The following is a 25,020-nucleotide window of genomic DNA, read 5'->3' as shown; positions in this document are numbered from 1 at the left end:
GGAGGACGAAAATGGGGCAAGCTCAGCTGAGTGTGACAAATCTTCAAAATGATTCCGTGGCCGCACAGGCTGGTGTTTCCTACCAGTCCCGTGGTGTGCCGACGAATTGGTACGTGGACCCGGCAGACCCGGGTGCGGCCGCGTTCCACGAACGAGAAAACCGCCAGGCATTGGAAGATGCCGCAACGGCGTTCCTGACCTCGCACGAGGATGACGAGCCGGTTGTGGCCCATCCGGCGGGCGTCGAAGGGGTGGACAACGAGCCGGTCTGGATCGGTTTGAATCCCCAGCTTGAAGACTTCAGTGACGAAGGTGAACTAGGCTGGCAGACGGATGCATTGTGCGCACAGACTGACCCGGAGGCATTCTTCCCTGAAAAGGGTGGTTCCACGCGGGATGCCAAAAAAGTTTGTGGCGCCTGCAACGTCAAGGCGCAGTGCCTTGAATACGCTCTGGCCAATGATGAGCGGTTTGGAATCTGGGGTGGCCTGTCGGAGCGAGAGCGCCGGCGGCTGCGGAAGCGAGCGGTCTAATTCTTGAAGCAGTAAAAGTCACGGCCGTTCTGGTTGCCCACAACGGCGGTGCCTATCTCCCCACAGTATTGACGGCCCTTGCCGCGCAAACGCGATCAGCCGACCACGTGTTGGCTGCCGATGCAGGATCCACAGACAATTCGGGGGAGTTGCTGCGCAAGGAGTTGGGCGAACGCAACGTCATCTCCCTTGACGCGCGCAAGGGCTATGGTGCGGCCGTTGATGCAGTGCTTGAACACCAGGGTCGAACCCGTTCCGCTGTTGGCGTTTCCGCACGCGCCGGCGCGGCCGCCCCTGCCCGCAACGCGGCTTCCGGCGCGGCCGTGCCCGCCGGCGGCGTCGCTGTCCTGGATGGTCAACCTCCGGTCAGCAATGAATGGATTTGGCTGCTTCAGGACGATGCCGCCCCCGCCCCCGACGCCCTGCAACTGCTGCTGGAGGCCGCCGAGCGGGCCACCACGGCAACTGTTGTTGGCTGCAAGCAGCTTGACTGGGACAATCACAGGCGCCTGGTCGACGTCGGGCTCTGGGCCAACCAATGGTACGACAGGTTCTCACTTGTCGGCCTCGATGAGCAGGACCAGGGCCAATACGACCACCGGGCCGACATGTTCGCCGTCAACACGGCCGGCATGCTGGTGCGCAGGGACGTCTTTGAAAAAATGGGCGGCTTTGACCCGGCGCTGCCAGGTCCCGGTGATGACCTGGACTTTTGCGCCCGTGCCCGGCTGGCCGGCGACAGGGTCCTGATTGTCCCCGAAGCCCGCATGTTCCATGTGGTCCACCGGCCCAACGCCTTGGGATCCGCCGTGGCAGCCCGCAAGGCGGGAATCTTCCTGCGGCTCAAGCATGCCCAGGCCTGGGCCGTGCCGTTCCTGGCCGCCGGCACTTTTTTGGCCGCCATCTACTGGCTGGTTGCCGGGTTTGTCTTGAAGGCACCGGGCCATGCCGTCCGCATGTTCGCGGCCACGTGCGCGGGCCTCGTCCGCCCCGTCACGCTGCACCGGAGCAGGAAGTCCCTGGCGGGACAGCGGAGGAAACCGCGGTCTGTGCACAAGGGCCTGCTGGTGGAAAACCGGGTGGCACGTGCACACGTGAAAATGCTGCGGGAATCCGTTGGCCCGGATGAGGAAACCCCGCACGGCGCCCTGGACGGCCCGTCGATCCTGGAGCCAACAGGCGAAACCCACCAGGAAACGGTGGCGCCGCTGGCCGCCGTCAAGACGGCACCGATCGTCGGCGCCCTGGCCCTAGCCGTGCTGCTGACGATACTTTCACTTTCCGCCCTGTCGCGGTTCCTAGGCGTCCCCGCCTTGACCGGTGGAGCCATGCTGCCGGTCACGGAACGGATCGGTCAGGTATGGCAGCACGCCACCGATTGGTGGGTGTCCCTCGGTTCCGGTCTCCCCGGACGCGGCAACCCCTTTAACTTTGTTCTTGCGCTGCTCGGCTCCCTGGGCGGCAACGGCTCGGTCGCCGTCCTGTGGCTGGTCTTGTTGGCGCTTCCGCTGGCGGGACTGACCGCCTGGCTCGCAGCCGGTGCCCTGACCCGGCAGCGGTGGCCCCGCATTGTGGCGGGCCTGGCATGGGCCGGCGCTCCCGTGTTGCTGGTCGCCATGGGGCAGGGCCGCGTTGGTGCGCTGCTTGCCCACGTGCTCATCCCCTTGGTGATGCTTGGCCTGATCCGTGCCGTTGGCGGCGCCGTGGGCCCGGAGGTCAAGGAAATCATCATCCCGGGTGCCCTGGCCGGCTCCGCCACCACTTCCGTCGCCAAGATGGGACGCCCCGGCGTCGACGGCAATCCGTCCTGGACCGCAGCAGCAGCCGCAGGCCTGGCCCTCGCTGCGGTCACGGCAGCTGCGCCGAGCCTGCTGCCGGTGGCCGTGGTGGGAATTTTGGCCACCGCACTCCTGGTGGGCCGGCGCGGCAAAACAATTTGGTGGGCGTTGGTGCCCCCCGCTGCGCTCTTCCTCCCACTGGTCTGGTCTGCTTCGGCCAATCCCCGCGCGCTCCTGGCCGATCCGGGTGTGCCGCTGGCTTCGGCCCCCGGCCCGCTCTGGCAGCAGCTTTTGGGCTTCCCCGAACGGATCGACGCCACGCAGGGACTCCTTGGCCTGAGTGCTTTTGCCTCCGCCCCGTGGTGGACATGGGTGGCCGTGTTCCTCATTGGCGCACCCGTCGTTGTGGCGGCCATGGCGGCCCTCGTACTGCCGCTGCGCCGTGCGGCAACCGTGCGGACGCTCTGGCTCGTGGCGCTGCTGGCGCTGGCCGCAGCTTATGCCGGCAAGTTCATAGCTGTGGCGTTCGACGGCGTCACGCTGGTCACGCCGTTCAACGGACCGGCCGTCTCGCTCGCCTTTTTTGCCCTGCTGGGTGCGGGCGTGCTGGGGTTTGAGGCCGTCCACCGCCGTGCCTGGCACCCCTCATCCGGAGGAGTCCTGCTCCTGCCGGCCGACAAGCCCGGTACGGCTAAGCCCGGCACGGACAAAGCCGGCACAGAGAAGGCCGCGACAGGCAAGGCCGCCCCGAAAAAGTGGGGCAGCGACCGGCACCGGATTGCCAAGGGCACTGCTGTGACGCTCTCGGTGCTTCTTGTCGCCGCACCGATCGCAAGCCTGGGTCTTTGGAGCGCACAACAATTCTCAGCGCAACAAAATACGGCAGCACTGACGGGATCCTTCCTGCCACAGGCCGTGACCGCCGGAACGATTCCGGCAACAGCGGCCGACAGGGGAGCAGGGCCTGAGGCCAGCCGCACCATTGTCATGACCGTTTTGCCCGACGGCGGGGTGGAAGCGTCGCTGATGCAAGGTGACGGGACAACGCTGGATGCGATGTCAAGCATTGCCACCGCGGCACGCATCACCGGCGGGCCGGGCGCAGAGGTCATCGGCGACAGTGATGCTGCCACGGCTGCTTTTGAGGACAGCGTGGCTGCCATGCTGTCCAAGTCCGGCATTGATCCGCGTGCCGGGCTGCTTGACCTCGGTGTGGGCTTCGTGGTGCTGCGCGCAGGCGACACCGCCGCGGAGCTGTTGGCGGGGGAGCTTGAAGCTGTTCCCGGCCTGGACACCGTGGGCCCCACCGAATCGGGCTGGTTGTGGCGGGTAAAGCCGAGTTACGCAGATGCCGGAGAGACCGACGTCGTCAACCGGGTCAGGCTCGTGGATGCCAAGGGCGCCGCCGTTGCCCCGGTGGAATCGCAGGGACAAAACGTTGCCGCCGACATTCCGGCCGGCGAGGCCGAACGACGGGTCGTGCTGGCCGAACGGTCCGATCCAGGCTGGCAGGCATGGCTGGACGGCAAGCCGCTCAAGGCGGCCAGCGCGGACTGGGCGCAAGCCTTCGAGCTGCCGGCCGCCGCGGGACACTTGGAAATTCGTTATGTTCATCCGATGAACACGGTCCTTGGCCTGGTGCAGCTGGTCCTCTTTGGACTGACACTGCTGCTGGCCGTGCCCGTGCGTGCACGGCGCGGACGCACCGGGGCATACAGGGACGAAGCATCATTGCAAAAGGTTGGTAGAGGTGCCTGAGATCAAGGACAACAGCGCAGGGGACAATCTGCCTGACGGTGAATCGGTGCCGACGAACGGGCCCGCTGCGGCGAGTCAGCCGGCCGAGCCCGCAGCGAAGGCCGGGCCGGCTGAGACGGCTGTGCCCGCTGCGGCGGCTGCGGGGAAGAATCCCTTGGCGGACAGGAAGCCGGCGGGGAAGCAGGATGCTGCCCCGGCCACCGGTGTCGGCAAGTCACCTGTCGGCAAGACACCTGCCGGAAAGAGTGCTGCCGAGCCCAAGAGTGCTGCTGAGCCGGCTGCCGCCGGTGGCCGCAGGACAGTGCGCGGCCAGAAGGCCGGGCAGGGCAGGAAAACCGGCCGGAAGTCCGGCGACCGCACTGGCGCGACCACGGACAAACACGTGGCCGGCGCCGGGAAGCCAACGGCCGCACAAGGTGTGCGACGCGCCAAGGTCAAGGTACGCCGTCGTTGGCCGGCAGTTTTGGCTGGAACCGCCACACTGGCGTTGGCTGTGGGAGTGGTGGGGGCCGGGACTTTGTATCCGGGCGCCAATGCCACCACTGAAACCACGCCGGTGCCGCACCCATTGCCGGTGGGGGAGACCATGGCAAACTGCCAGGGACCCACGCAACTGTTGGCCGGATCGGCCGCTGGAGCGGATCCGGAATTCTCGGCGAATCCTTCGGACACCAAGACACTGCTCAACGCGGTGGTGCTCAGCGGCTCCACGGGTGAGCTGCCCGGTGCCGAAGTACAGTCCCTTGACGGCAAATCCTCGCCCCTTTTCACCGTGTCCGACGCCCCGTCGGGCCCGGTTGCAAGTCCGTCGGCGATGACTGGGGAGCCGAAGGAGAAGGCTCAGGTCGTGCGTGGAAAGGCCGCGGAGGCACCCTCTGTCCTGCGCGTGCAACCGTTGGGAGAGGAATCTTCCCAGGGCTCCGGTTCAGTTGTCGTCAATGCGGAGGACGGCGACCTTGCCGGATTGGCGGCTGCAACATGCCAAACACCCGCCAACGAGATGTGGCTGTCCGGTGCCAGCACGACGGTTGGCCGGACGGCGGTGCTCTCCATCGCCAACTCCTCGGCGAGCCCTGCCACAGTTTCACTTGACTTCTTCAGCGGCAATGGGCCGTTGCAGGCGCCTGCCGGAAAGGGACTGGTGGTTGACGCCGGCACGGTGCGTGCTGTCGTGCTTTCCGGCCTGGCCCCCGATCAGGACCTGCTCAGCGTGCACCTGAAAAGCGCCGGCGGTGCTGTCAGCGCCGTGATCCAGCAATCGGTCCTGCGCGGGCTGACACCAGGCGGGATCGACTACCTGGCCCCCGTGGGCGACCCGGCGTCGGCACTGACAATTCCGGGCGTGCGCGTCCAAAAACCAAGCGATGCAGCAAAAATTACGGCACAGTCCGGGTATGAGGATGCGGCCACGGCTCTCGAGGTGACAGTGCCGGGCGTGCGGGACTCGGTGGTTGAAGTCAAGGCGTACGGCTCTGACGGCCAGGTTGCCCTGCCCAACGGAGGTGTCTTCACTGCCGCGGCGGGAAAGGTCAGCGAGCTTTCGCTGGCAGGGCTGCCGCAAGGCACTTATTCGCTCAGTGTCAGTGCCGACGAGCCAGTGGCAGCGACGGCGCGTCTGGTCAACTCCACCAAGGCCGGTGAAGCCGTCGACATGGCGTATGTGCCTTCGGCGGAACGGCTGGGCAACACCCATCTTGTCTCGGTGCCGCAGAATGCAACCTCCAGCCTGGTCTTCTCGGCTCCTGAAGGTGCCGCCACCGTCAACCTGGTGCCGATCTCCGAAGACGGTGTCCTGGGCAAGGCCAAGGACATTGAGTTGAAGGCAGGAATCACGGCCAGCGTGAACCCGGCGGACTTGTTGGGCTCCGGAACTGCCGCAGTCCTGGTGTCGGTGTCGGGGGAGCCGACTTATGGCACCCAACTGCTGGGCAACAAGGACAGCGCCAACATCGCCGTGCTGCCCATCGCCGGAACGACGGCCGGCACCCAGGCAATCAACCTCAGGACAGGGTACTGACCGCCAGTTCCACCACAAATGCTCGATCACCGTTGCTTGCTTGGGAACCCCTGCGTTCCTGCGGTTCCTGCGCCAGCGAAGTGCCTCACTGACCTCGGAAGCGGCGGAACAAGGGATCAACGGTGCCGGGATCAACATTGAGCAACCCCGCGACCTGTTCGACCATCACTTCGTGCACCAATTCGCGCACTTGTCCGGGCGTATCGCAGAGGACTTCAACGGGGTGCCGGTAAATGGCGATGACGGTCGGTTCGGCAGGAGTGTCCCCGGCGGCCGGAATCCCGCGCGTGTACTTGCCCAGCGGTGCCTGGGCCCCCGAAGCGATGAGCGCTTCCAGCTGGTCCGGCACTTCTTCAACCAGATATTCAACAGTGGCCAGCGCATCAGGCCACAGGCTGCGCAGGCGATCTGCCGAATCGACCACCAGGTCCTCAAACTCTTCGCTGCGGGTGCGGGAGGCAGGCAGTTGCGCCGGGACCAGGGCGCCGCGCAGCCCCCGGCCATGCCTGTCGCGGCGCCGACGCAGGAACGGGCGTCCCTGCCCGGACACCGGCTGGTCGTTGCCGGAATCTTGCGGATCCAGGGTCACGGTGAACGATTGTTCGCTGTGTCGGGCGTTGAACTCCATCATTTCACTGTAAGCCCGGGAACGGGCAACGGGAAATATCGCCGCGGTAAGGGTAGTCTTGGGAATCGTGGGAACCCTTCGTCAATGCACCAGATCCGCCTGCCGAGAATCGGCCGTGGCCACTTTGACGTACGTGTATGCCGATTCAACAGCTGTTTTGGGGCCATTGGCAACGTTTGCCGAGCCGCACTGTTACGACTTGTGCGCCAAGCATTCTGCCCGGCTGACGGCACCTCTGGGGTGGGAAGTCATCCATCTGGCCCGTTCAGACAAACCACCCATGCCGGGACCGGACGATCTCCTGGCACTGGCCGACGCCGTCCGGGAAGCCGCCAACGCCGAACCTGACGACGCCGACGCGGGTGCAGCCCGGCGCGAAGTCCGCGGCAGCCTCGAACCTCCTGTCCACGCCCCGGGAGGCGCGAACACCGGCCGACGCGGCCACCTGCGCATTCTGCGCGACTAAAACATTGCCGGCTTGAACAATTCAGGAAACGGAAGACCATGGCGAAAATTAGCGAAAAGTTGATGTCGGTGCTGCGCTGCCCCGTCACCGGGTCCACACTGGTCCAGGATGGCAACGAACTTGTCAGCACAGCGAACGGGCCGGACGGAAGTCCGCTCCGTTACACAATCGATGAAGGCATCGCCCTGTTGCTGCGACCCGAACAAATCACCGCCTAAACGGACGGCGCAGGCAGTGTGCACTACCGAACCCGCAAAGGAGTTTTTCTCATGAGCGATTCCACCCCAGTGACCCTGACGCCGTCCAACTACAAGGTTGCCGACATTTCCCTGGCTGCCGCCGGGCGCCACCAGATCCGCCTCGCCGAGTTTGAAATGCCCGGCCTGATGAGCCTGCGCGAGGAATACCGGGACCGCCAGCCGCTGCTGGGCGCCCGCATCGCCGGATCCCTCCACATGACGGTGCAGACAGCCGTCCTCATTGAAACCTTGACGGCGTTGGGCGCCGAGGTCCGGTGGGCTTCCTGCAACATCTTTTCCACCCAGGACGAAGCAGCCGCTGCGGTCGTTGTTGGCACCGGCACCCCGGAGAATCCCACAGGCGTCCCGGTCTTCGCCTGGAAGGGCGAAACGCTGGAAGAGTACTGGTGGACTGCCCAGCAAATCCTGAGCTGGCCCGGAGCCGCTGGGGATCCGGCTGGGTCCTCCCTCCGGGGACCGAACATGATCCTGGACGACGGCGGGGACGCCACCATGCTGGTCCACAAGGGTGCCGAATTCGAGGCCGCCGGGGCCGTGCCGGAGACTTCCGCAGACGAGTCGGAGGAAGGCGCCGTCTTCCTGGCCGCCCTCCGCGACTCCCTCCAACAAGACAAAAACAAGTGGACGCGCATCGCCGCCGGGATCCGCGGCGTCACCGAGGAAACCACCACGGGCGTGCACCGCCTCTACCAGCTGGCAGCTGAGGGCAAACTGCTCTTCCCTGCCATCAACGTCAACGATTCCGTCACGAAGTCCAAGTTCGACAACAAGTACGGCATCCGCCATTCCCTGCCGGACGGCATCATGCGCGCAACGGACGTGCTCATCGGCGGCAAGGTCGCCGTCGTTTGCGGTTACGGCGACGTTGGCAAGGGCTCGGCCGAGGCGCTGCGCGGTCAGGGCGCACGGGTCATCGTCACCGAAATTGACCCGATCTGCGCGCTGCAGGCAGCCATGGACGGCTACCAGGTCGCCACGCTGGAAACCGTGCTTGGCCAGGGCGACATCTTCATCACGGCCACCGGCGGAAAAAACATCATCATGGCCGCCGACATGCTCAAGATGAAAAACAAGGCCATCGTCGGCAACATCGGCCACTTTGACAATGAGATCGACATGGCCGGGCTGGCCAAGCTCGACGGCGTGGCAAAAGTTCAGATCAAGCCGCAGGTCCACGAATGGGTCTTCGAAGCGGGCACCGACGCGGAACGCTCAATCATCATCCTGTCGGAGGGCCGGCTGCTGAACCTGGGCAACGCCACCGGCCACCCGTCGTTCGTCATGTCCAACTCCTTCACCAACCAGGTCATGGCCCAGATGGAAATTTTCACCAAGACCGGCACGGCCGGGTACGGCAAAGACGTCCATGTGCTGCCCAAGATCCTCGATGAAAAGGTCGCCCGCCTGCATCTGGCCGCACTGGGTGTTGAGCTGACGGTGCTCAGCGGCGAACAGGCCGCCTATCTGGACCTTGATCCGGCCGGACCGTACAAACCCAACCACTACCGCTACTAAAGCGCCGCTGCCACTGAAAGGACGCCATGACCTCACGCTGGGAAACCGTAGGGGACAATGTTCGGCGCAGGTGTGCCGAAAATCCCGGTCCGATGACGCTCGACGGGACAAATTCCTACGTGCTTGCCGCACCGAACGCGGCCGGCGTGGTGGTGGTTGATCCGGGCCCGCTCCTCGAGGGCCACCTCGCCGAGCTTGCCGGGGAAGGTTCCGTGGAGCTGATCCTCATCACCCACCGGCACGGCGACCACACCGACGGCAGCGCCGCCCTGCACCGGCTCACGGGTGCCCCCGTCCGTGCCCTTCTGCCGGAGTTTTGCCACCAGGGACCACCCCTGCACGACGGCGAGATCATCCAGGCGGGCGGCCTCACCATCGAGGTGCTCGCCACCCCGGGACACACCAGCGATTCGCTGTGCTTTGTGGTGAAGCACGACGGCGGCCGCGGCCTGGTCTTGACCGGAGACACGGTGCTGGGCCGGGGAACAACGGTGTTGGACCACCCCGACGGAAAACTGGGGGACTACCTGACATCGCTGGAGAAGCTGCGGCGGCTTGGTTCCCGGGCAGGTCACCCAGCCGGTCACCCAGCCGGTCACCCAGCCGGTTCCGCTCCCGCACTTCCCGGTGGTGGAGCGGTCATGCCCGTCCTGCCCGGTCATGGACCGGTCCTGCCCGACCTCGCCGCCGTGGTGGCGGGGTACCAGCGGCACCGGCAGGAGCGGCTGGCCCAGGTGCGCGCCGCCGTCGACGCCTTGCGGACCCGGCAAGGTGGTGAACCAACTGCCGCCGAGGTGGTTGCCGTGGTGTACGCCGATGTTCCCGCCAATGTGCTTGGAGCCGCGGAACTGTCCGTTCAGGCTCAGCTGGAATTCCTGCGCGGCTGAAGCGGGTCTCGGGGGAGCGGCTGACCGGCCACCTCGCCAACACTTTTGCGGAGCCGAAACTGAGACGCTTCCCGGATCGGAAAATGCGCACCGCGGCTGTTTCGGAGGGGAATGAGTCCCGATTTCCCGTGCCGCAGGCGTAAGATTTGGACGGCAGGATCACCAAACAAAGCCGCCGACCTTGTGGGACAGCCCACGAAACGGGAGTACGAATGCCTCAACCGGACCAGCCGAATCAAACCAAGAAGTCCCGCCGCGGCTTGCAGATCGCCTTGATCGCCGCACTGGCACTGGTTATTGCAGCCGTCAGCGTCGGGCCTGGCGTGGCACATTCCTGGCTCCCCACGGCGCAGTCCAACACCAACCAGGCTGGGACCGCAACGCCCTCGGCGGCCACCACAACGCCAGCGGCTCCGCCCGTAACCCTGACCCTGGCACCCAAGGCTGATGCCACCTTCGTCAACCCCGCAGCTGAGGTCACGGCCCTGGCCGAAAACGGCACCGTCTACAGCGCGGTGTTGAAGGAAAGCGACACAGGCGAAAACACTGACGGCGAGTTGTTCGTCAGCGGACGCAAATGGGTCAGCAGCGCGCCACTGAAGTTCGACACCGACTACACCTTCGACGTCACCACCCAAGACGAAAATGGCAATCGCTCCACCACCGTGAGCACCTTCAGCACCGTGCCGGCGTCGAACGAGGCAGACCTGGCCATGTTCCCGGCGGCCGACTCCACAGTTGGCGTGGCACAGCCGCTGCAATTCACCTTCAGCGAGCCGGTGGTCAACAAGGAAGCCGTGGAAAAGGCCATCTCCATTACGGCCTCCTCCGGGCAGAAGGGCGCCTTTCGCTGGTACTCGGACACATTGCTGAGATACCGTGCCGAGGATTTCTGGGCAGCCAATACAAAACTGACCGTCGACATGAAGCTCTTTGGTCTCGACATTGGCAACGGGCAGATCGGCAATTTCAACAAGACCAACGTTGTGCAGATTGGCGACCGTGTGGAAATGGTGGCCGACGCCGCGAATCTGCAGGCCAGCATCTACATCAACGGCGCACTGGTGAAGCAATACCCCGTCACCATGGGAGATGAGCGCTTCCCGTCCGCGTCCGGCTACCTCGTGGTGCTTTCAGACAAGCAGCGCTACGCCCACTTTGTGGCCTCCACCATCGGCCTCAAGCCCGGTGATCCTGCGAACTACGGCGAGGTCGACGTCGAGTACGCCACCCGGCTCACCCCCAGCGGTGAATTCATCCACCAGGCAACAGACAGTGCCGCCCCGTTCCTTGGCAGGGTCAACCTCTCGCACGGCTGCATCGGCATGTCCGCCGAAGGGGCCGGATGGGTGTTCAACAACATGACCACAGGCGATCTGGTCCACGTGGTGGGCAGCCCCAATGAGACCATCGCGCCCACCGACGGCTATGGCGACTGGAACATCCCCTTCGCGGAGTACGCACAGCGGTAGCCTTTGGCCCGGACACCCATTGGTTATCGAAATGTGACGCTGCCGCAATGTCCGGCGGCAGCGTCAGCCGTGCCCATGGCGTAAAATGATTAGTTGGCGTTGCATGCGTCACTGTTGGCGATTGTGGAATAAATCCACCGAATTGGGGAGTTTGCATGGCTCAGTTGAGAGAGACCCGGACACCTCGTCGAGGTTGGCGGGTCGCCTTGGTCTCCCTGGTTGCTTTTGGCATCGCAGCCGGCAGTGCCGGCTGCACCATGGAACCGGGATCGGCCGGCACTGACCCTTCGGCCACCTCATCCGCCAGCCCCGGCTCGTCCGCCAGCCCCGAGGAGCCACCCACGCCAACAGTTGCGGCCATCCCGGCCACCGTGGCGCTGAGCCCGGAAACAGGCGCAACCTTCGTGAACCCGGTCTCCGACGTGATTGCCGAGGTAACCAACGGCACGGTGCACCACGCGGTGTTGAAGGAAACAGCCACGGGCGCCGTCAGCGAAGGCGAGCTGGATCCCGACAGCAAAAAATGGACGGCAACGACCCCGCTGAAGTTTGACACCGCCTATACTTTCGACGTCACCGTCACTGACACGGCAGGGGCCAAGAGCACCGAGGTCAGCACCTTCAACACGGTTCCGGCATCACATGTGGCCGACGCCGCCCTGTACCCGGGCGCCGACTCCACAGTAGGCGTGGCCCAGCCTCTGGAGTTCAATTTCAGTGAACCCGTGGTGAACAAGGAAGCCGTCGAGAACGCCATCAAGATCACCACCAGCACGGGCCAAGTGGGGGCATTCCGCTGGTACACGGACCAGCTGGTTCGCTACCGTGCCGCCGAGTACTGGCCGGCCAACTCGCAAATCAACGTCGACATGCAGTTGCTGGGCATGGACATTGGCAACGGCATGATCGCCAACTTCAACAAAAATTACAACGTCAACATTGGCAACAAGGTTGTGATGGAGGCTGACGCGGCAAATATGAGCGTGAGCATCTTGATCAACGACCAGGTCGCACAGACCTTCCCCGCCACTTTGGGCGATGCAGACTTCCCGTCAGCCTCCGGCACCATGGTGCTCACAGCCGACAAACAGCGGTACGCAACGTTCAAGGCCGCCAGCATCGGCCTGAAGCCCGGCGACCCCGGAGACTATGGCTCGGTCGACGTCGAATATGCCACCCGACTGTCCAACAGCGGCATCTTCATCCACCAGGCCACCGAATCTGCCATGCCCTACCTGGGCGTTGCGAACCTGTCCCACGGCTGCATCGGGCTGTCGGCCGAGGGCGCGGGCTGGGTGTTTGAAAACATGGGCCCGGGCGACATCGTGAACACTGTCGGCACACCCAACGAGACCATCGCCCCCACCGACGGATTCGGTGACTGGAACATCCCGTTCGACCAATACGCGTCACGGTAGCCGGATTCAACGCTGGGTCCAGTACCGGACCCACCACCGCACTCGGGCACGGACTCTAGCGCCGGAACCCACATCTCTCACACCGTACCCGGGGCGGCTATTGGCCGCCCACGCCGTGGCGTTCGAGCTGCCCGCGCACCGAGGCCGCCCGCTGCGCCGCAACGTTCATGCGCTTGAATTCACGCTCCCGGCGTTCGGCAATCAATGATGACAAAAAGACTGCGGGGTCGGTTCCGGCCGCAGGCAGCGGGGCGACGTAGCGGCTGGCCTCGTTGGCCAGCTCCACGCCCAGGGAATGGCGTGAGGCGGCGGCCATGGCCGGGCCTTGGCGCAGGTACATGGAGATGCGCCGCGCCAGGGTGTCCGGCATGCGGCCAATGTCGGCCAGAGCCGCCCATTGGGCCAGTTGCGGAGCAACCGCGACCTGCAGCGGAACGGTCTTCGGCGCACGGTCCCGGATGGCGTAGGTTCCGGCCAGCATGTCACCGAGACGCTTGGATTTTTCGTTGAACAAGGACACCATGCAGGCCAGCGAACCGAACGTCATGTAGATTTCGAGAACTGCCAGCAGGGCACGGATCAGGGCGTGGCGGAAGCGGATGGATCCGCCGTCGTCCCGCACTATCCGCAGCCCCATGACAAGCTTCCCGAGGGATTTGCCGCGGCTGAGCGTCTCCACCGTGATCGGCACAATGACCAGCAGCGTCACCACGGCAACGAGCATGATCGCCCGGACGGCGGCCATGTCAACGACAAAGGGCAGCGCGCCAAGGAGCAGCAACAGCCCCAAACCAACCAGGAGGGTGGCCAGGACGTCGATGGCGGTGGCGAGTGAACGGGCGGCAAAAGATGCGGGCCGAAGCTCAAGGACGACGGCTTCGCCGGTGATGATGGCGGACATTCATCCAGTCTATCCACGCCGCGGGGCCGGCGAGCGATAGGCTGGGACGAATGGACATGGATGCCTTTACGACAGTGCACGGCCCGCAATGGGAGCGGCTCAAGGAGCTTGCCCGGAAACGGCGCCTGAGCGGTGCCGAGGCCGACGAGCTGCTGGAGCTCTACCAAAGCGTGTCGGCCCAGCTGTCGTTGATCCGGTCGGTGGCGGCGGAGAGCGCCTTGTCGGCGTCGTTGTCAGCAACCCTGGCCAACGCCAGAACCCGGTTCACGGGTGCCAAATCGAATTTCTTTGTCGACACGGCGCGCTTCTTTGTCATCTCGCTGCCCGCGGCGTTTTACCGTTTGCGTTGGCTGACGGTGATTGTTGGCGCTGTTTTTGTTCTCATCGGGACCTTGTTTGCCGTGTGGACGGCATCCAATCCCGGCGTCATGGCGGCCATGGGCAGCGACAAGCAGCTGCAGCAGCTGGTCGACCATGACTTTGTGGCTTATTATTCGGAAAACCCGGCGGCCTCGTTTGCCGGGGCAGTCTGGACCAACAACGCCTGGATTGCCGCCCAATGCGTGGCGTTTGGGATCACCGGGGTTTTCATCCCGTATTCAATTTTCATGAATGCCCAAAACATCGGCATGACGGCCGGGGTCATGTTCGCCTTTGACCGGGGCGACGTGTTCTTCAGCTACATCCTGCCGCACGGCTTCATGGAGCTCTCCGCAATCTTCATCGCCGCCGCGGCGGGACTGCGGATCTTCTGGGCGTGGGTGAGCCCCGGCCCGCAAACACGCCTCAATTCGCTGGCCCGGGAAGGCCGCGCGCTGATCACCGTAGCCGCCGGCCTGGTGCTGGTGTTGTTCGTGTCCGGCCTTGTCGAAGCGTTTGTGACGCCCAGCCCGCTGCCCGTTTGGGCCAAGATCAGCATCGGCGCCCTGGTGCTCGCCGCCTATTGGGCCTACACCTTGATTTTGGGCGGCAGGGCTGCCAGATCAGGTGAGACAGGTGACCTTGACGCGGACGACGCCGGAGCCTCCGTGCGCTCGGCCTGAGACCTGGTCCGTGGCAGGGTTGCCGGACAGGAGCGCATAGGACCGGCCAGCAAGCCCGGGCCGCATTGACAGCAGTCGCCGGGAACAAGAAGCCGGTCGACAACGAGGGGGAGTGCAGTGGCAGTTGGCGACAGGATCGGCAGGGCGGGGTTGGCAGTGCTGCTCCTTGCCGCCTTGGTATTGTCCCTGAGCGGCTGCCTTGGCGCATCCTCGTCCGCATCCGATTCGGGAGCCGAGGCCGGGAGCCCGACCCTTCCTGCGGAAGTCCAGCAGGCCGGAACAGCCATGGTGGAACTGGCGCTGACCGCGGACAACGTCACGGACGTGCAGGCGAACTACGCCTCTCCGGCGGATGGCACCACGAACGGGATGGTTGGCAGCCCCCGGGCGCTCTGGGAGATTGCCCTGACCGTCAAATTGGCCGCTGGCGTCTCCACCCCTGCTGCGCTTGTCACCGCGCGCACGGTGGGCAACCACGTCATGAGGTGGTCCGAGGAATACCGGCTCGTGGTGACGCTGGAAAACAATGACGGATCCGTCTCGGCCGTGACTCACCAGTCCCGGCCAACCGTGGACACCCTGGGCGACAACTTCAGCCAGACCTCATACTTTTCCGATGCCGTTGACTACCGCGGCTACCCCGGGGTCAGATCCGCAGCCATTGACGGCAGCGGCCATGCCAGTGTCAGAATGCACGACGTCGACCAGCTGCCCCCAACCATGGCGGCCCTGCAGTTGAAGCGGCTGCCCGAAATTGTGCTCTCAGCCGGGTCCGCCACCGCGACACTGGACCTGGCCGGCGGGTGGCTGGGGCCGGAGGCCCTGGACTTGATCGGCACCTTGGCCGGCACCCAACCCGTGAAATCGCTTGAAGTACGGAAACCATTCCGGTCAACGGAACTGGCACTGTCCCTGTCCTTGGAGACGGGCACCCGGGAAGACGCGCAGTCGATTGAACAGCTCATCAAAACCACCCCCATTCATCGGGAGCATAACGAAGACGTTCTCGGCAGCTATGTGGTTAATTACGGGGAAGCGGAAGCCGACATCCATGGGGACCGCACCCGGCCCAGCCTGTCAGGGCAGCTGAATTACTCGGCTGCGCAGTCCGGGGAAGCCGCGCATCCCGGAGAAGCAGAAGAATCCGATACGCCTGCCACGGACCCCGGTGCGACGCCGCAGGCCCCAGGCGGCTCTCCCGAATGCCGGACAGACCAGGTGTCGGGCGCCGTCGAAGGCCGGGTTGAAGCGGGGTTGGGACATCGGGCCATGAAGTTGGTGCTGTCCAACCTGAGCGAAACAAGCTGTTCGGTGCGTGGCTACCCGACTGTCACCTTTCAGGCACCTGACGGTACGGACATGCCCGTGACCCTCGTCAATGGTTCCTCCTACATGTTCTCCGATCCGGGCCCGGCCACCATCATCCTGGCACCCGGCGGCACGGCCTGGGCCATGCTCCATTGGGGCGCCAACTCCACGAGCCAGGGCCTCACGCTGCCGAAGTTCATCGCTGTCGCACCCGCCGGAAACGGGGATTTTACTGCCAGAACCGAGCTGTATGACGTTCCGGACATCATCGACGGCAGCGAAATCAAGGTCTCGGCGTGGAGCTGGCCAAACGCCGAAGCATTTAGATAGTCCGGCCCCAGCGCGCTTAAGTGCCGGCCGGGGGTGCAGTATGGGGACATGGGACACGAAGCCGGCAACCCCGGCAATTCCGGAAGCGCGGCAGTTGGGGGCGTGGCCGGTCCGGCGGGCAGCCTGCCGGTCCATCCTTGGCGCCGCTTTGTAGCCGTGGGAGATTCCTTCACCGAGGGCTTGGATGACCCGGATCCGCGACGTCCGGGGTCTTACCGTGGCTGGGCAGACCGTGTTGCCGAGGAACTCAGTGTTGGTGTTGGCGACTTTGCCTATGCCAACCTGGCCGTGCGCGGGCAGGTGCTGCACGAGGTTGTCGACAGTCAGCTGGGCCCGGCCCTGACGCTCAAGCCGGACCTGGTGTCACTCCAGGCAGGCGGCAACGACCTGCTGCACGCGGGCGCCGATCCGGATAAACTGGCGGCCATTTTGGAAGGCGCCGTGGAAAGCCTGAGCTTCCAGGGCGTGACGGTGTTGATTTTTGTCGGCCCTGATTCGGGCCGGTCAACGGTGCTGGGCCAGTTTCGCACGAAGATTGCCGTCTACAACGAGAACCTGCGCAGCATTGCCGAACACCACGACGCCTTGATCGCTGACCTGTGGGCGATGACGGAATTGCACGATCCGCGGATGTGGGGCGCGGACCGGCTGCACCCGTCGTCCATGGGACACCACGCCGTGGCGGCCATGGTGCTGGAAACACTGAACGTGCCGCATTCGCTCGTGCCGCTGCGGCCCAAGCCTCTGCCGGAGCAGAGCTGGCGTGAGGCCCGTGCGGGGGACGTCCTCTGGGCCCGTGAGTATCTGGTGCCCTGGATGCTCAACGGCATCCGGCACCAATCTCCCAGCGCCGGGTTCTCCGCCAAACGCCCCGTGCCGGCACCGATCGACGAAGCCGTCCCAGGATCTGTGGAGCCGGGATCGCTGGGGCAGGCATCCGCACCACACCCATCCGCACCACACCCATCCGCGCCGCACCCTTCCGCGCCGCACCCATCCGCAGCCGCCGAATCCACGCACCTCAAACGGGGCCGGATCTTTGGCAACGCGGTCCCGCCTCCTGCGGAGTAGCCGCCGGCCCGGGAATGTCGCTGCCCTGCTGGGTGCGGACTGGGTATCTGGTGACATTTTGGCATCGGCGCGGGGTGGCAGACCCCGGCGGTGCTGGTGGGCCGGTATCCTTTCGACTTGTGACCGAGAATTCAAAGCCCCAGGACTCTGCCAACAGCGCGGCCCCGCACACGACCCCGTCGGACCGTGCTGGTGAACCTGCGGCCGCCCAGTCCGCAGCGGCGGAGAAGCCTGTGGCCGACCTGCCCACAGCACCGGATAAGCCCGCGGCCACCGAGCAGTTCCGTGCAGTCGACAAGACCAGTCCGCGCCGGGCCGGCGCCGTGCCCACGGACCCCTCGGCGACCGGTGCAACCACCAGGATCAAGATCGACGGTGCTGCCGACGCTGAGCCCGAGCCCATGCGCCCGGCCGGCAGGATGCCGCGCCTGCCCAGCGACGACGAGATTGCTGCCGCACTGTCAAAGAGCATCAGCGAGGCGGATTCGTCAGCCCCGGTCGAGCCCAACCCCACAACCGTGATCACGCGTCGCCCGTCTGCCGAGGAAGTGGCCAAACGCCAAGCGGCCATGGAAAAAGCTGCCAACACCAAACCGGTGCTGACGCGCGTGTTCCAGGTCCTGATCGCCGTTTTTTATCCGATCGTGTTGTTGGTGCTCTCCATCCGCGTGGTCACCTCCTCGGTCTTCCTCTGGGCTGAATACCACCGCCCCGGTTTCCCCGCAGACTCCTTTGGATTCAGCACCGAGGACCGGGTGACCTACGGTTCGTACACCATCGACTACCTGCTGAACTTCACCGCGCCACGGTACCTGGGCGACCTTGTCGATGCCGCAGGAAAACCGTTGTTCCTGGCCAGCGAGGTTGGCCACATGGCCGACGTCAAGGGCGTCATCGTCATGGCGTTCCTTGCCGGACTGGTGCTGGCGATCGTGATGGTGATCGGCATGATCTACCTGTCGCGGCGAGCCCCCGGCGGAATCCGCCGCGGCTTGTTCGCCGGTTCCATTGCCACCCTGGCCGTGATCCTGGCCCTGGGCGTGTTGGCCGTGGCCGGTTGGGAACAGTTCTTCACGGAATTCCACAAGATTTTCTTCGCCGACGGCACTTGGACGTTCTACACCGACGACACCTTGATCCGCTTGTTCCCCAGCCAGTTCTGGATGGATGCGGGCATCTTCATCGGCGCGTTCGTGCTGGTGGTCTCCTCGTTGACGCTGGCGTTCACCTGGCCCACCAAGGACCGCCGCCAAGCCGTCAGCGCGGCCACGCGTCCGGGGCGCAGGGCCGCCCAGCCCGACACGGCTGCCTAACCAGGCGGGGGCGCCCAGCCTCATCGGCTGACCTGCCACATCGACCCTCCGGTCCTGCGCGGCTGTCCAGCCACACAGGGCAGGGCCCATTAAAGCAGTACGACGGCGGCCAGCTCGGCCGCCGCCGTACTACTTTAACAAGTGGTGGATGGGCCCACGCCGCCGGGGTTCCCTGGCCGAGGTACGTGGTTAAGCAGGCGGTGGGTGGGCCCACGCCGCCGGGGTTCCCTGGCCGAGGTACGTGGTTAAGGGTGGCGGTGGCGGTGGGGACTAGATCCAGCTGGGGAGCCACATGTGTTGGCGCCAGTATTCCTGCGGGATGATTTCAGCCGCCCAGATGGGGTAGAAGAAGGCGCTGACCGCCACGGCCAGGACCAGGAAGATGCCCACGATGACGGCCCCTTGCTGGCGCCGCCACGGCGGGTCGCCGATTTTGCCCATCACCATGCCAAGCACCATGACGACCGCCAGGATCATGAACGGTTCGTACGCGATGGCGTAGAAAAAGAAGATGGTGCGCGTGGGGTAGAAAATCCACGGCAGGAACCCGGCAGCGAAGCCCAGGAGTATCGCGCCGGCACGCCAGTCGCGCTTGGCAATCCACACGCCGATGAGGAACAGGATGGCTAGCGAGCCGGCCCACCAGATCAACGGGTTGCCGATACTGGTGATGGCTGCCGTGCACTTGTCCACGGCGCAGCCGGCCTCGCCGTTTTCGTAGTTCTTGACGTAGAACGAGGTTGGCCTGCCCATGACAAACCACGACCACGCGTTGGCCTTGTAGGGGTGGTCCGAAGCGAGTCCCGTGTGGAAATTGTAGGCGGTTGAGTGGTAATGCCACAGCGACCGCAGCGAATCGGGAACCCAACCCCAGCTGCCTGCGGGGTTGTCGGCTGCCCAGTTCCTGTCGTAGGCGTCCTTGGACATGAACCAGCCGGTCCAGGAGGCAAGGTAGGTGGCCGCGGCCACGGGGACCATGCTCACGAACGCCACAATGCCGTCCTTCCAGATGGCACCCGCGATCCAGTACTTGATGCCGGCAATGCGGCGGGCATTCATGTCCCAGATGACGCTCAGCAGGCCAAAAGCGGCAAGGAAAAACAGTCCCGACCATTTGGTGCCAATGCACAATCCCAGTGCCACGCCGGCGGCCAGGCGCCACCACCGGATGCCCAGCCACGGGCCGTACAGCAGATCCTTGGCCGCAACCCGGCCATCCGCCCCGGCGCGGGATGACAGCCTGGCCGCCAGCCGCCGTCGTCCGTCATCACGGTCCATGAGTACGGCGCCAAAGCCAAGGAGCGCGAAGAACATGACGAAGATGTCCAGCAGGGAGGTGCGCGACTGGACGATGGCGTGCCCGTCGACGGCGAAGAGCAGGCCCGCGACGGCCCCCAGAATGGTGGAGCGGAACATCTTTTGCGCGATCAGGGCCAGAATGAAGATGGACAGCGTGCCCACGAGGGCGGCGGAGAAGCGCCAGCCAAAGGTGCTGTCCGGACCGAAAATCCACATGCCGAAGGCGATCATCCATTTGCCCACGGGCGGGTGGACAACGTATTCGGCGGTGCTTTCAAGGCTGGTGAAGATGCCCTGGTTGAAGAGATCGTTGGCCTTGTCGGCCCAATTGCGTTCGTAACCGCTCTGCAGGTAGCTGTAGGCGTCCTTGACGTAGTAGGTCTCGTCGAAGACCAGCGACTGCGGCTGGCCGAGCCTGACGAAGCGAAGGACGCCGCCGATCAGCGCCGTCAGTGCCGGCGCGAGCCAAAACCACAGGCGCATGCTGGCAGGGGTGGTGAAGAAGGAGAAGCGCGTCCCCAGCAGCCGTGCCGCAAGGCTTGACCGGGTGAAGGCCGCCACCGGATCACGCACCCAGCGCAGGCCTGCTCCTGACGCCGGGCCGCCCGTGCCGGCGCTGGCCGCCCCGCCGTCCGGCGCGTCCGCACGACGGCGGGGTGCTGCGGGCACGTCGGCAGCAGCAGGGTCCGGAGCCGCCGCAGCGGTATCAATTGCTTGGGGTTGCACGGAGTCAATCGTACCCAAGTGCGCCCCGCAGCCCGTGCCTACTACGCTGGTGTCATGGAAGATGACTTTGGCCCCGGCCCCGACAACGCAGAACAAACCACGGAAATGGCCGAAGGACCCCTCGATTCAAGCCTGGCCCCGACCGCGAAACCGGGTGAGGGCTACATTGTTTTGGCCGCCACCCCGATTGGAAACATGGGCGATGCCTCGTCGCGGCTCATCGCCTGGCTGGAGGCGGCCGACGTCGTGGCAGCAGAGGACACCCGCAGGCTGCACCGGCTCGTGACGAGCCTTGGCATCAAGGTCGGCGGGCAGATCATCAGCTACCACGAGCACAATGAGGCCACCAAGACCGCTGAGCTGCTGGCCAAGGTTCAGGACGGAAAAACCCTGGTCATGGTGACGGACGCGGGCATGCCGTCGGTGTCCGACCCCGGCTTCCGCCTCGTGGCTGCAGCCGTCGAGGCGGGCGTGAAGGTGACGGCGGCGCCCGGCCCCTCGGCCGTGCTGACGGCCCTCGCCCTGTCGGGGCTGCCCACCGACAGATTTTGTTTTGAGGGTTTCCTGCCCCGCAAATCGGGGGAGCGGGCCAGCAGGCTCCACGATCTGGCCGTGGAAAAGCGCACCATGGTGTTCTTTGAAGCCCCGCACAGGCTAGAGGCCATGTTGCGGGCGCTGCACACCGCCTTTGGCCCTGCCCGCCCGGGCGCCGTGTGCCGCGAAATGACGAAAACTTACGAAGAGGTCCTCCGCAAGCCCCTGTCCGGGCTGCTTGAATGGGCTGAAACCACCCAGATCCGCGGCGAAATTGCCATTGTCGTTGGTGGCGCCCCCGACTCGGACCCCGGCACACCCGAGGACCAGGTCGCCGCCGTCAACGCACTCATCGCCCAAGGCATGCGACTCAAGGAAGCTGTCGCCGTGATCGCCCACGACGTCCACGTCAGCAAGCGTGAACTGTACAGCGCCGTGCTGGCCGCCAGGAAGTAGCCGCCGCGGCGCCTGCCGCCGCCGTTGTACAAATGCACAGCAAAACCGTCGTTGGCAGTGCGTGCAAGCGTAGACACTTTTGTCTTCCGCGAACTACGGTGAACTGAACGCACCATACGCCGCCGCACTGCCACATGGGCCGCAGCAGGAACCTCGGGGACAAACCCCTTGGCCAGCGCCCCGGCAGCGGCACCAGACGAAGGAGTCATCATGACCGTGACAGCCGCCACCGAACTCAATGAGCGCGAAAGCGCCTTGCTGGCAAGTGTTCCCACCGGGTTGCTGATCAACGGTCAATGGCGCGGTGCCGCCTCCGGTGCGACATTCAGTGTCGAGGATCCGTCCACGGGCAAGGCGCTCCTGGACATTGCCGACGCCGCCGCTGAGGATGGTGCGGCAGCCCTCGACGCCGCCGTGGCCGCCCAGGACGGGTGGGCCGCAACGGCTCCCCGGGAGCGCGCCGAGATCCTGCGCCGCGCCTATGACCTGGTCATGGCCCGTGCCGACGACTTTGCCCTGCTGATGACACTTGAAATGGGCAAGCCGCTGGCCGAGTCCATGGGCGAGGTGAAATACGGTGCCGAATTCCTGCGCTGGTTCTCCGAGGAGGCCGTGCGCTCCTTCGGCCGCTACTCCGGCAACCCCGAGGGTACCCAGCAGATCCTGGTGCAGAAAAAGCCCGTGGGCCCGTGCCTTTTGATCACGCCGTGGAACTTCCCGCTGGCCATGGCGACCCGCAAGATCGCTCCCGCGATCGCCGCCGGCTGCACCATGGTGCTCAAGCCCGCAAACCTCACGCCCCTGACCAGCCTCCTCTTTGCCCAGGTGCTCATTGAGGCGGGCCTGCCCGCCGGAGTGCTCAACGTCGTCTCAACCACGGACGCCGGCGGAGTGACCGGGCCGTTGGTCAAGGACACGCGCCTGCGCAAGCTCTCCTTCACCGGTTCCACGCCGGTGGGCAAACGCCTTTTGGCCGACGCGTCAGCCAACGTCCTGCGCACCTCCATGGAACTGGGCGGCAACGCCCCGTTTCTGGTCTTCGAGGACGCCGACCTGGATGCCGCCGTCGAGGGTGCCATGGCCGCGAAGCTGCGCAACATGGGCGAGGCCTGCACGGCCGCCAACCGCTTCCTCGTGCACGAATCCGTGGCCGATGAATTCGCCACCAAGTTCGCCGCCAAGATGACCGGCATGACAATCGGGCGCGGCACCGATCCCGCCACCAAGGTGGGTCCGCTGGTTGACGCCAAGAGCCGTGACAAGGTCCACTCGCTCGTCACCGACGCCCTGGCCGACGGGGCCACCGCGATTGCCGGCGGCGCACCCGTCGACGGCCCCGGCTACTTTTACCAGCCCACCGTCCTGCAGGGGGTCGAGCCCGGCGCCCGCATCCTCACCGAGGAAATCTTCGGCCCGGTCGCCCCCATCGTCACGTTCAAAAACGAGGACGAGGCCGTCGCCCTGGCCAACGACACCGAATACGGCCTGGTCGCCTACGTCTTCACCAGGGACCACAACCGCGGACTGCGCATGGCCAACCGCATCGAGACCGGCATGATGGGCCTGAACGCCGGCGTCATCTCCAACGCCGCGGCCCCGTTTGGCGGCGTCAAACAGTCCGGCCTGGGTCGCGAAGGCAGCGTCGAGGGCATCGAAGAGTACCTGTACACGCAGTACATCGGCTTCCCGAACCCGAACACCATGTAACCACCGCCAACAGCAACGCTTCCCCAACATTGGGCTGGGGAAGCGTTGCTGTTTAACCAGCCATTGCTGCGAGAGCGTCCGGGAAAAACACGCCATTGCTGCGAGAGCGTTGGGGAGGGGCGGCTTCAGGGTCTTTTCCAGGAACGACGTCGGAATCAGGGCTGCGCGGAATCGGCGCCAGGGTGTTGCTGCCGTGCGCAAACGCCGGATGAGGGTCTCCACCCCGCTGCAGTCCGCGACATCCTGGTGTCTCGTTCTCTAGGCTGGAACGTTCCCAGCGGTTGTGCCCTGCGCCGTCGGACGTTCAGCTTGCAACAAGTGGTTGGGGAGCCTGTTCCCGGGCGCCCGGCCACGAATTTCGAGCAGTTCGCGGGCGTGGGCGTGCAGGCGCTTGTCCTCTTCGGTAAGGGGAACCCAGGATGGAACCGGAACCGAGTTGCCGGCGTCGTCCCTTGTCACCATGACGGTCAGGCAGTAGGTTGTCAGGTTCATCTCGCCGCTTTTGGGATCTCCCGAACGCACATGCACGGCGATGTGCATGCCCTTCGTTCCGGTGTAAACCAGCCGTGCCTCGACTTCGACAACGTGGCCGATCAGCAACGGACGATAGAAACGGACGCCACCGGAGAATACCGCCACGGTGTCATTCCCGCAGTACCTGGTTGCGCACACATAGGCGGCCTCATCGATCCACTTCATGACAATCCCGCCGTGAACCTTCCCACCCCAATTCACGTCCGTGGGTGCGGCCAGGAATCTCAGGACAACACACTCGGCTGTTCCGGCATCGGTGTATTCCTCGGCCTTCATGGCGTCCACGATTTCTTCCCGGACCTTGATCCGGGTCAGGGCATCGTCGCGCTGATGGATTTCTTGGTTCGTGGTCGGCTCAAACGGTTTGACCGCCATGGGCTTGCCGTCCGCATCCACGGCAACGAAAATAACGATGCACTGACTGCGCATCGTGGGGGTGCCGCCCCTCGGATCGCCCGAGGACACCACAGTTCGGATGTGCATCGACGACCGTCCGGTGTAAACAACGGTCGCCTCAACTTCCACCATGTCGCCACTGTTGACGGGGTCCGCAAAGTGGATGTTACCCACGTAGGCCGTTACGCAATAGGCCTTGGCCCAGCCGACGGCGGCCGCGTAGGCCGCTTTGTCCACCCACTCGAGCACGGTGCCGGCATCCACGGAGCCGCTGTGCCCAAGGTCTGTGGGTGCGGCAAGGAATCGGAGGGTCACGGAATTGGCGATGGTCTCACTCATGACACGATTCTATTTAGCGCAGGGGCCGTCCTTTCGTTTGGAGGTCTCATCCGAGGTTTCCGGCGTCACATACAGCTCCCTTGGAGCGGGCCAGTGCGGCTCGACGTGAATGTTGCCGCACCGTTGGTCGTCCATTCATGACATCCGCGGAACTTGTTAATCTGTTCTTCCTAAGTTGACTGTCATGGATAACATTTCACGTAGATCAATACTGTCCGCCGGCCTAAGCCTTGATCCACCGATAAATTTTGGGGCTGCTACGGCGTTTTAAACACGAAATGCCCGTCTTTTAGGGGAAAATATGGCTTACCACAGTCAAATTTTCATACCA

At 64.8% G+C, this 25,020-nt stretch carries 19 protein-coding genes; 15 read left to right on the top strand and 4 right to left on the bottom strand.

Translation table 11 applies throughout. The features are described from left to right. The first annotated feature begins 11 nt into the window (after positions 1-11). The 3 genes from ACT3TS_RS15270 to ACT3TS_RS15260 are packed head-to-tail and all read left to right on the top strand — an operon-like array spanning position 12 to position 6,086. Positions 12-533 carry a WhiB family transcriptional regulator gene (locus ACT3TS_RS15270; protein ID WP_444532384.1) on the top strand — a complete coding sequence of 174 codons (522 nt, stop codon included), beginning with the start codon at positions 12-14 and terminating at the stop codon, positions 531-533. Beyond that, the gene (locus tag ACT3TS_RS15265; RefSeq protein ID WP_444532383.1) at positions 479-4,069 is read left to right on the top strand and encodes a glycosyltransferase family 2 protein; all 3,591 of its coding nucleotides are present in this window, start codon (positions 479-481) and stop codon (positions 4,067-4,069) included. Before ACT3TS_RS15270 ends, ACT3TS_RS15265 begins: the two co-directional genes overlap by 55 nt. Beyond that, positions 4,062-6,086 (top strand): DUF5719 family protein, encoded by a 2,025-nt coding sequence (locus tag ACT3TS_RS15260; RefSeq protein WP_444532369.1) that lies wholly within the window; start codon positions 4,062-4,064, stop codon positions 6,084-6,086. The genes ACT3TS_RS15265 and ACT3TS_RS15260 overlap by 8 nt, the downstream gene beginning before the upstream one ends. A gap of 85 nt (positions 6,087-6,171) precedes the next feature. Here ACT3TS_RS15260 and ACT3TS_RS15255 read toward each other — a convergent pair whose 3' ends face one another. Beyond that, positions 6,172-6,714, bottom strand: coding sequence for a metallopeptidase family protein (locus ACT3TS_RS15255; RefSeq protein WP_444532368.1), 543 nt, complete (start codon positions 6,712-6,714; stop codon positions 6,172-6,174). A 67-nt stretch (positions 6,715-6,781) separates the two neighbouring features. On the opposite strand from ACT3TS_RS15255, the gene ACT3TS_RS15250 reads away from it, so the two are divergent. The 6 genes from ACT3TS_RS15250 to ACT3TS_RS15225 all read left to right on the top strand — a co-directional run bounded on the left by ACT3TS_RS15250 (position 6,782) and on the right by ACT3TS_RS15225 (position 12,732). Continuing rightward, on the top strand, positions 6,782-7,180 hold the full coding sequence (locus tag ACT3TS_RS15250) for a DUF3499 domain-containing protein (RefSeq protein WP_444532367.1): 399 nt from the start codon (positions 6,782-6,784) through the stop codon (positions 7,178-7,180). 38 nt (positions 7,181-7,218) lie between these two features. Continuing rightward, positions 7,219-7,398, top strand: a complete 180-nt coding sequence (locus ACT3TS_RS15245) for a hypothetical protein (protein WP_444532366.1) — start codon at positions 7,219-7,221, stop codon at positions 7,396-7,398. Between the two features lie 51 nt (positions 7,399-7,449). After that, a complete protein-coding gene (ahcY, locus tag ACT3TS_RS15240; protein WP_444532365.1) occupies positions 7,450-8,955 on the top strand; it encodes an adenosylhomocysteinase in 1,506 nt (501 codons plus the stop codon). A 92-nt stretch (positions 8,956-9,047) separates the two neighbouring features. Next, a complete protein-coding gene (locus ACT3TS_RS15235; protein ID WP_444532364.1) occupies positions 9,048-9,842 on the top strand; it encodes an MBL fold metallo-hydrolase in 795 nt (264 codons plus the stop codon). 212 nt (positions 9,843-10,054) lie between these two features. Beyond that, complete coding sequence (locus ACT3TS_RS15230) at positions 10,055-11,314, top strand: Ig-like domain-containing protein (protein WP_444532363.1); 1,260 nt, start codon at positions 10,055-10,057, stop codon at positions 11,312-11,314. A 155-nt stretch (positions 11,315-11,469) separates the two neighbouring features. After that, positions 11,470-12,732 carry an Ig-like domain-containing protein gene (locus tag ACT3TS_RS15225; RefSeq protein ID WP_444532362.1) on the top strand — a complete coding sequence of 421 codons (1,263 nt, stop codon included), beginning with the start codon at positions 11,470-11,472 and terminating at the stop codon, positions 12,730-12,732. Between the two features lie 97 nt (positions 12,733-12,829). On the opposite strand, the gene ACT3TS_RS15220 is transcribed toward ACT3TS_RS15225, so the two are convergent. Next, positions 12,830-13,633, bottom strand: coding sequence for an RDD family protein (locus ACT3TS_RS15220; protein ID WP_444532361.1), 804 nt, complete (start codon positions 13,631-13,633; stop codon positions 12,830-12,832). 50 nt (positions 13,634-13,683) lie between these two features. On the opposite strand from ACT3TS_RS15220, the gene ACT3TS_RS15215 reads away from it, so the two are divergent. From ACT3TS_RS15215 to ACT3TS_RS15200, 4 genes are all read left to right on the top strand, one after another. Next, positions 13,684-14,676, top strand: coding sequence for a stage II sporulation protein M (locus tag ACT3TS_RS15215; protein WP_444532360.1), 993 nt, complete (start codon positions 13,684-13,686; stop codon positions 14,674-14,676). A 117-nt stretch (positions 14,677-14,793) separates the two neighbouring features. Continuing rightward, positions 14,794-16,314 carry a DUF4232 domain-containing protein gene (locus ACT3TS_RS15210; RefSeq protein ID WP_444532359.1) on the top strand — a complete coding sequence of 507 codons (1,521 nt, stop codon included), beginning with the start codon at positions 14,794-14,796 and terminating at the stop codon, positions 16,312-16,314. 48 nt (positions 16,315-16,362) lie between these two features. Next, a complete protein-coding gene (locus tag ACT3TS_RS15205; RefSeq protein ID WP_444532358.1) occupies positions 16,363-17,385 on the top strand; it encodes an SGNH/GDSL hydrolase family protein in 1,023 nt (340 codons plus the stop codon). Positions 17,386-17,504: 119 nt separating this feature from the next. Beyond that, the gene (locus tag ACT3TS_RS15200; RefSeq protein ID WP_444532357.1) at positions 17,505-18,698 is read left to right on the top strand and encodes a TIGR01906 family membrane protein; all 1,194 of its coding nucleotides are present in this window, start codon (positions 17,505-17,507) and stop codon (positions 18,696-18,698) included. Positions 18,699-18,968: 270 nt separating this feature from the next. Here the strand turns inward: ACT3TS_RS15200 and ACT3TS_RS15195 are convergent, their stop codons facing one another. Further along, positions 18,969-20,723, bottom strand: a complete 1,755-nt coding sequence (locus tag ACT3TS_RS15195) for a dolichyl-phosphate-mannose--protein mannosyltransferase (protein WP_444532356.1) — start codon at positions 20,721-20,723, stop codon at positions 18,969-18,971. 105 nt (positions 20,724-20,828) lie between these two features. Here ACT3TS_RS15195 and rsmI point away from each other — a divergent pair, with 105 nt between their 5' ends. Both rsmI and ACT3TS_RS15185 read left to right on the top strand, forming a co-directional pair. After that, the gene (gene rsmI / locus ACT3TS_RS15190) at positions 20,829-21,713 is read left to right on the top strand and encodes a 16S rRNA (cytidine(1402)-2'-O)-methyltransferase (RefSeq protein WP_444532382.1); all 885 of its coding nucleotides are present in this window, start codon (positions 20,829-20,831) and stop codon (positions 21,711-21,713) included. A 210-nt stretch (positions 21,714-21,923) separates the two neighbouring features. After that, complete coding sequence (locus ACT3TS_RS15185) at positions 21,924-23,420, top strand: NAD-dependent succinate-semialdehyde dehydrogenase (protein WP_444532355.1); 1,497 nt, start codon at positions 21,924-21,926, stop codon at positions 23,418-23,420. 258 nt (positions 23,421-23,678) lie between these two features. Here ACT3TS_RS15185 and ACT3TS_RS15180 read toward each other — a convergent pair whose 3' ends face one another. Further along, positions 23,679-24,689, bottom strand: coding sequence for an acyl-CoA thioesterase (locus ACT3TS_RS15180; protein ID WP_444532354.1), 1,011 nt, complete (start codon positions 24,687-24,689; stop codon positions 23,679-23,681). Positions 24,690-25,020: the final 331 nt, after the last annotated feature.

Origin of the sequence: Specibacter sp. AOP5-B1-6 (assembly GCF_052376555.1) — a bacterium.
Taxonomy (GTDB): Bacteria; Actinomycetota; Actinomycetes; order Actinomycetales; family Micrococcaceae; genus Specibacter.
Note: the sequence above shows the minus strand (reverse complement) of the source record. Positions and strands in the feature narration are given on the sequence as shown.

What these genes read in the sequence shown, in the direction of transcription:
- ACT3TS_RS15270 (WP_444532384.1), top strand. Translation starts at nt 12, where the DNA reads ATGGGGCAAGCTCAGCTGAGTGTGACAAATCTTCAAAATGATTCCGTG.
- ACT3TS_RS15255 (WP_444532368.1), bottom strand. Translation starts at nt 6,714, where the DNA reads ATGGAGTTCAACGCCCGACACAGCGAACAATCGTTCACCGTGACCCTG.
- ACT3TS_RS15245 (WP_444532366.1), top strand. Translation starts at nt 7,219, where the DNA reads ATGGCGAAAATTAGCGAAAAGTTGATGTCGGTGCTGCGCTGCCCCGTC.
- ahcY (WP_444532365.1), top strand. Translation starts at nt 7,450, where the DNA reads ATGAGCGATTCCACCCCAGTGACCCTGACGCCGTCCAACTACAAGGTT.
- ACT3TS_RS15235 (WP_444532364.1), top strand. Translation starts at nt 9,048, where the DNA reads ATGACGCTCGACGGGACAAATTCCTACGTGCTTGCCGCACCGAACGCG.
- ACT3TS_RS15230 (WP_444532363.1), top strand. Translation starts at nt 10,055, where the DNA reads ATGCCTCAACCGGACCAGCCGAATCAAACCAAGAAGTCCCGCCGCGGC.
- ACT3TS_RS15225 (WP_444532362.1), top strand. Translation starts at nt 11,470, where the DNA reads ATGGCTCAGTTGAGAGAGACCCGGACACCTCGTCGAGGTTGGCGGGTC.
- ACT3TS_RS15220 (WP_444532361.1), bottom strand. Translation starts at nt 13,633, where the DNA reads ATGTCCGCCATCATCACCGGCGAAGCCGTCGTCCTTGAGCTTCGGCCC.
- ACT3TS_RS15215 (WP_444532360.1), top strand. Translation starts at nt 13,684, where the DNA reads ATGGACATGGATGCCTTTACGACAGTGCACGGCCCGCAATGGGAGCGG.
- ACT3TS_RS15205 (WP_444532358.1), top strand. Translation starts at nt 16,363, where the DNA reads ATGGGACACGAAGCCGGCAACCCCGGCAATTCCGGAAGCGCGGCAGTT.
- rsmI (WP_444532382.1), top strand. Translation starts at nt 20,829, where the DNA reads ATGGCCGAAGGACCCCTCGATTCAAGCCTGGCCCCGACCGCGAAACCG.
- ACT3TS_RS15185 (WP_444532355.1), top strand. Translation starts at nt 21,924, where the DNA reads ATGACCGTGACAGCCGCCACCGAACTCAATGAGCGCGAAAGCGCCTTG.
- ACT3TS_RS15180 (WP_444532354.1), bottom strand. Translation starts at nt 24,689, where the DNA reads ATGAGTGAGACCATCGCCAATTCCGTGACCCTCCGATTCCTTGCCGCA.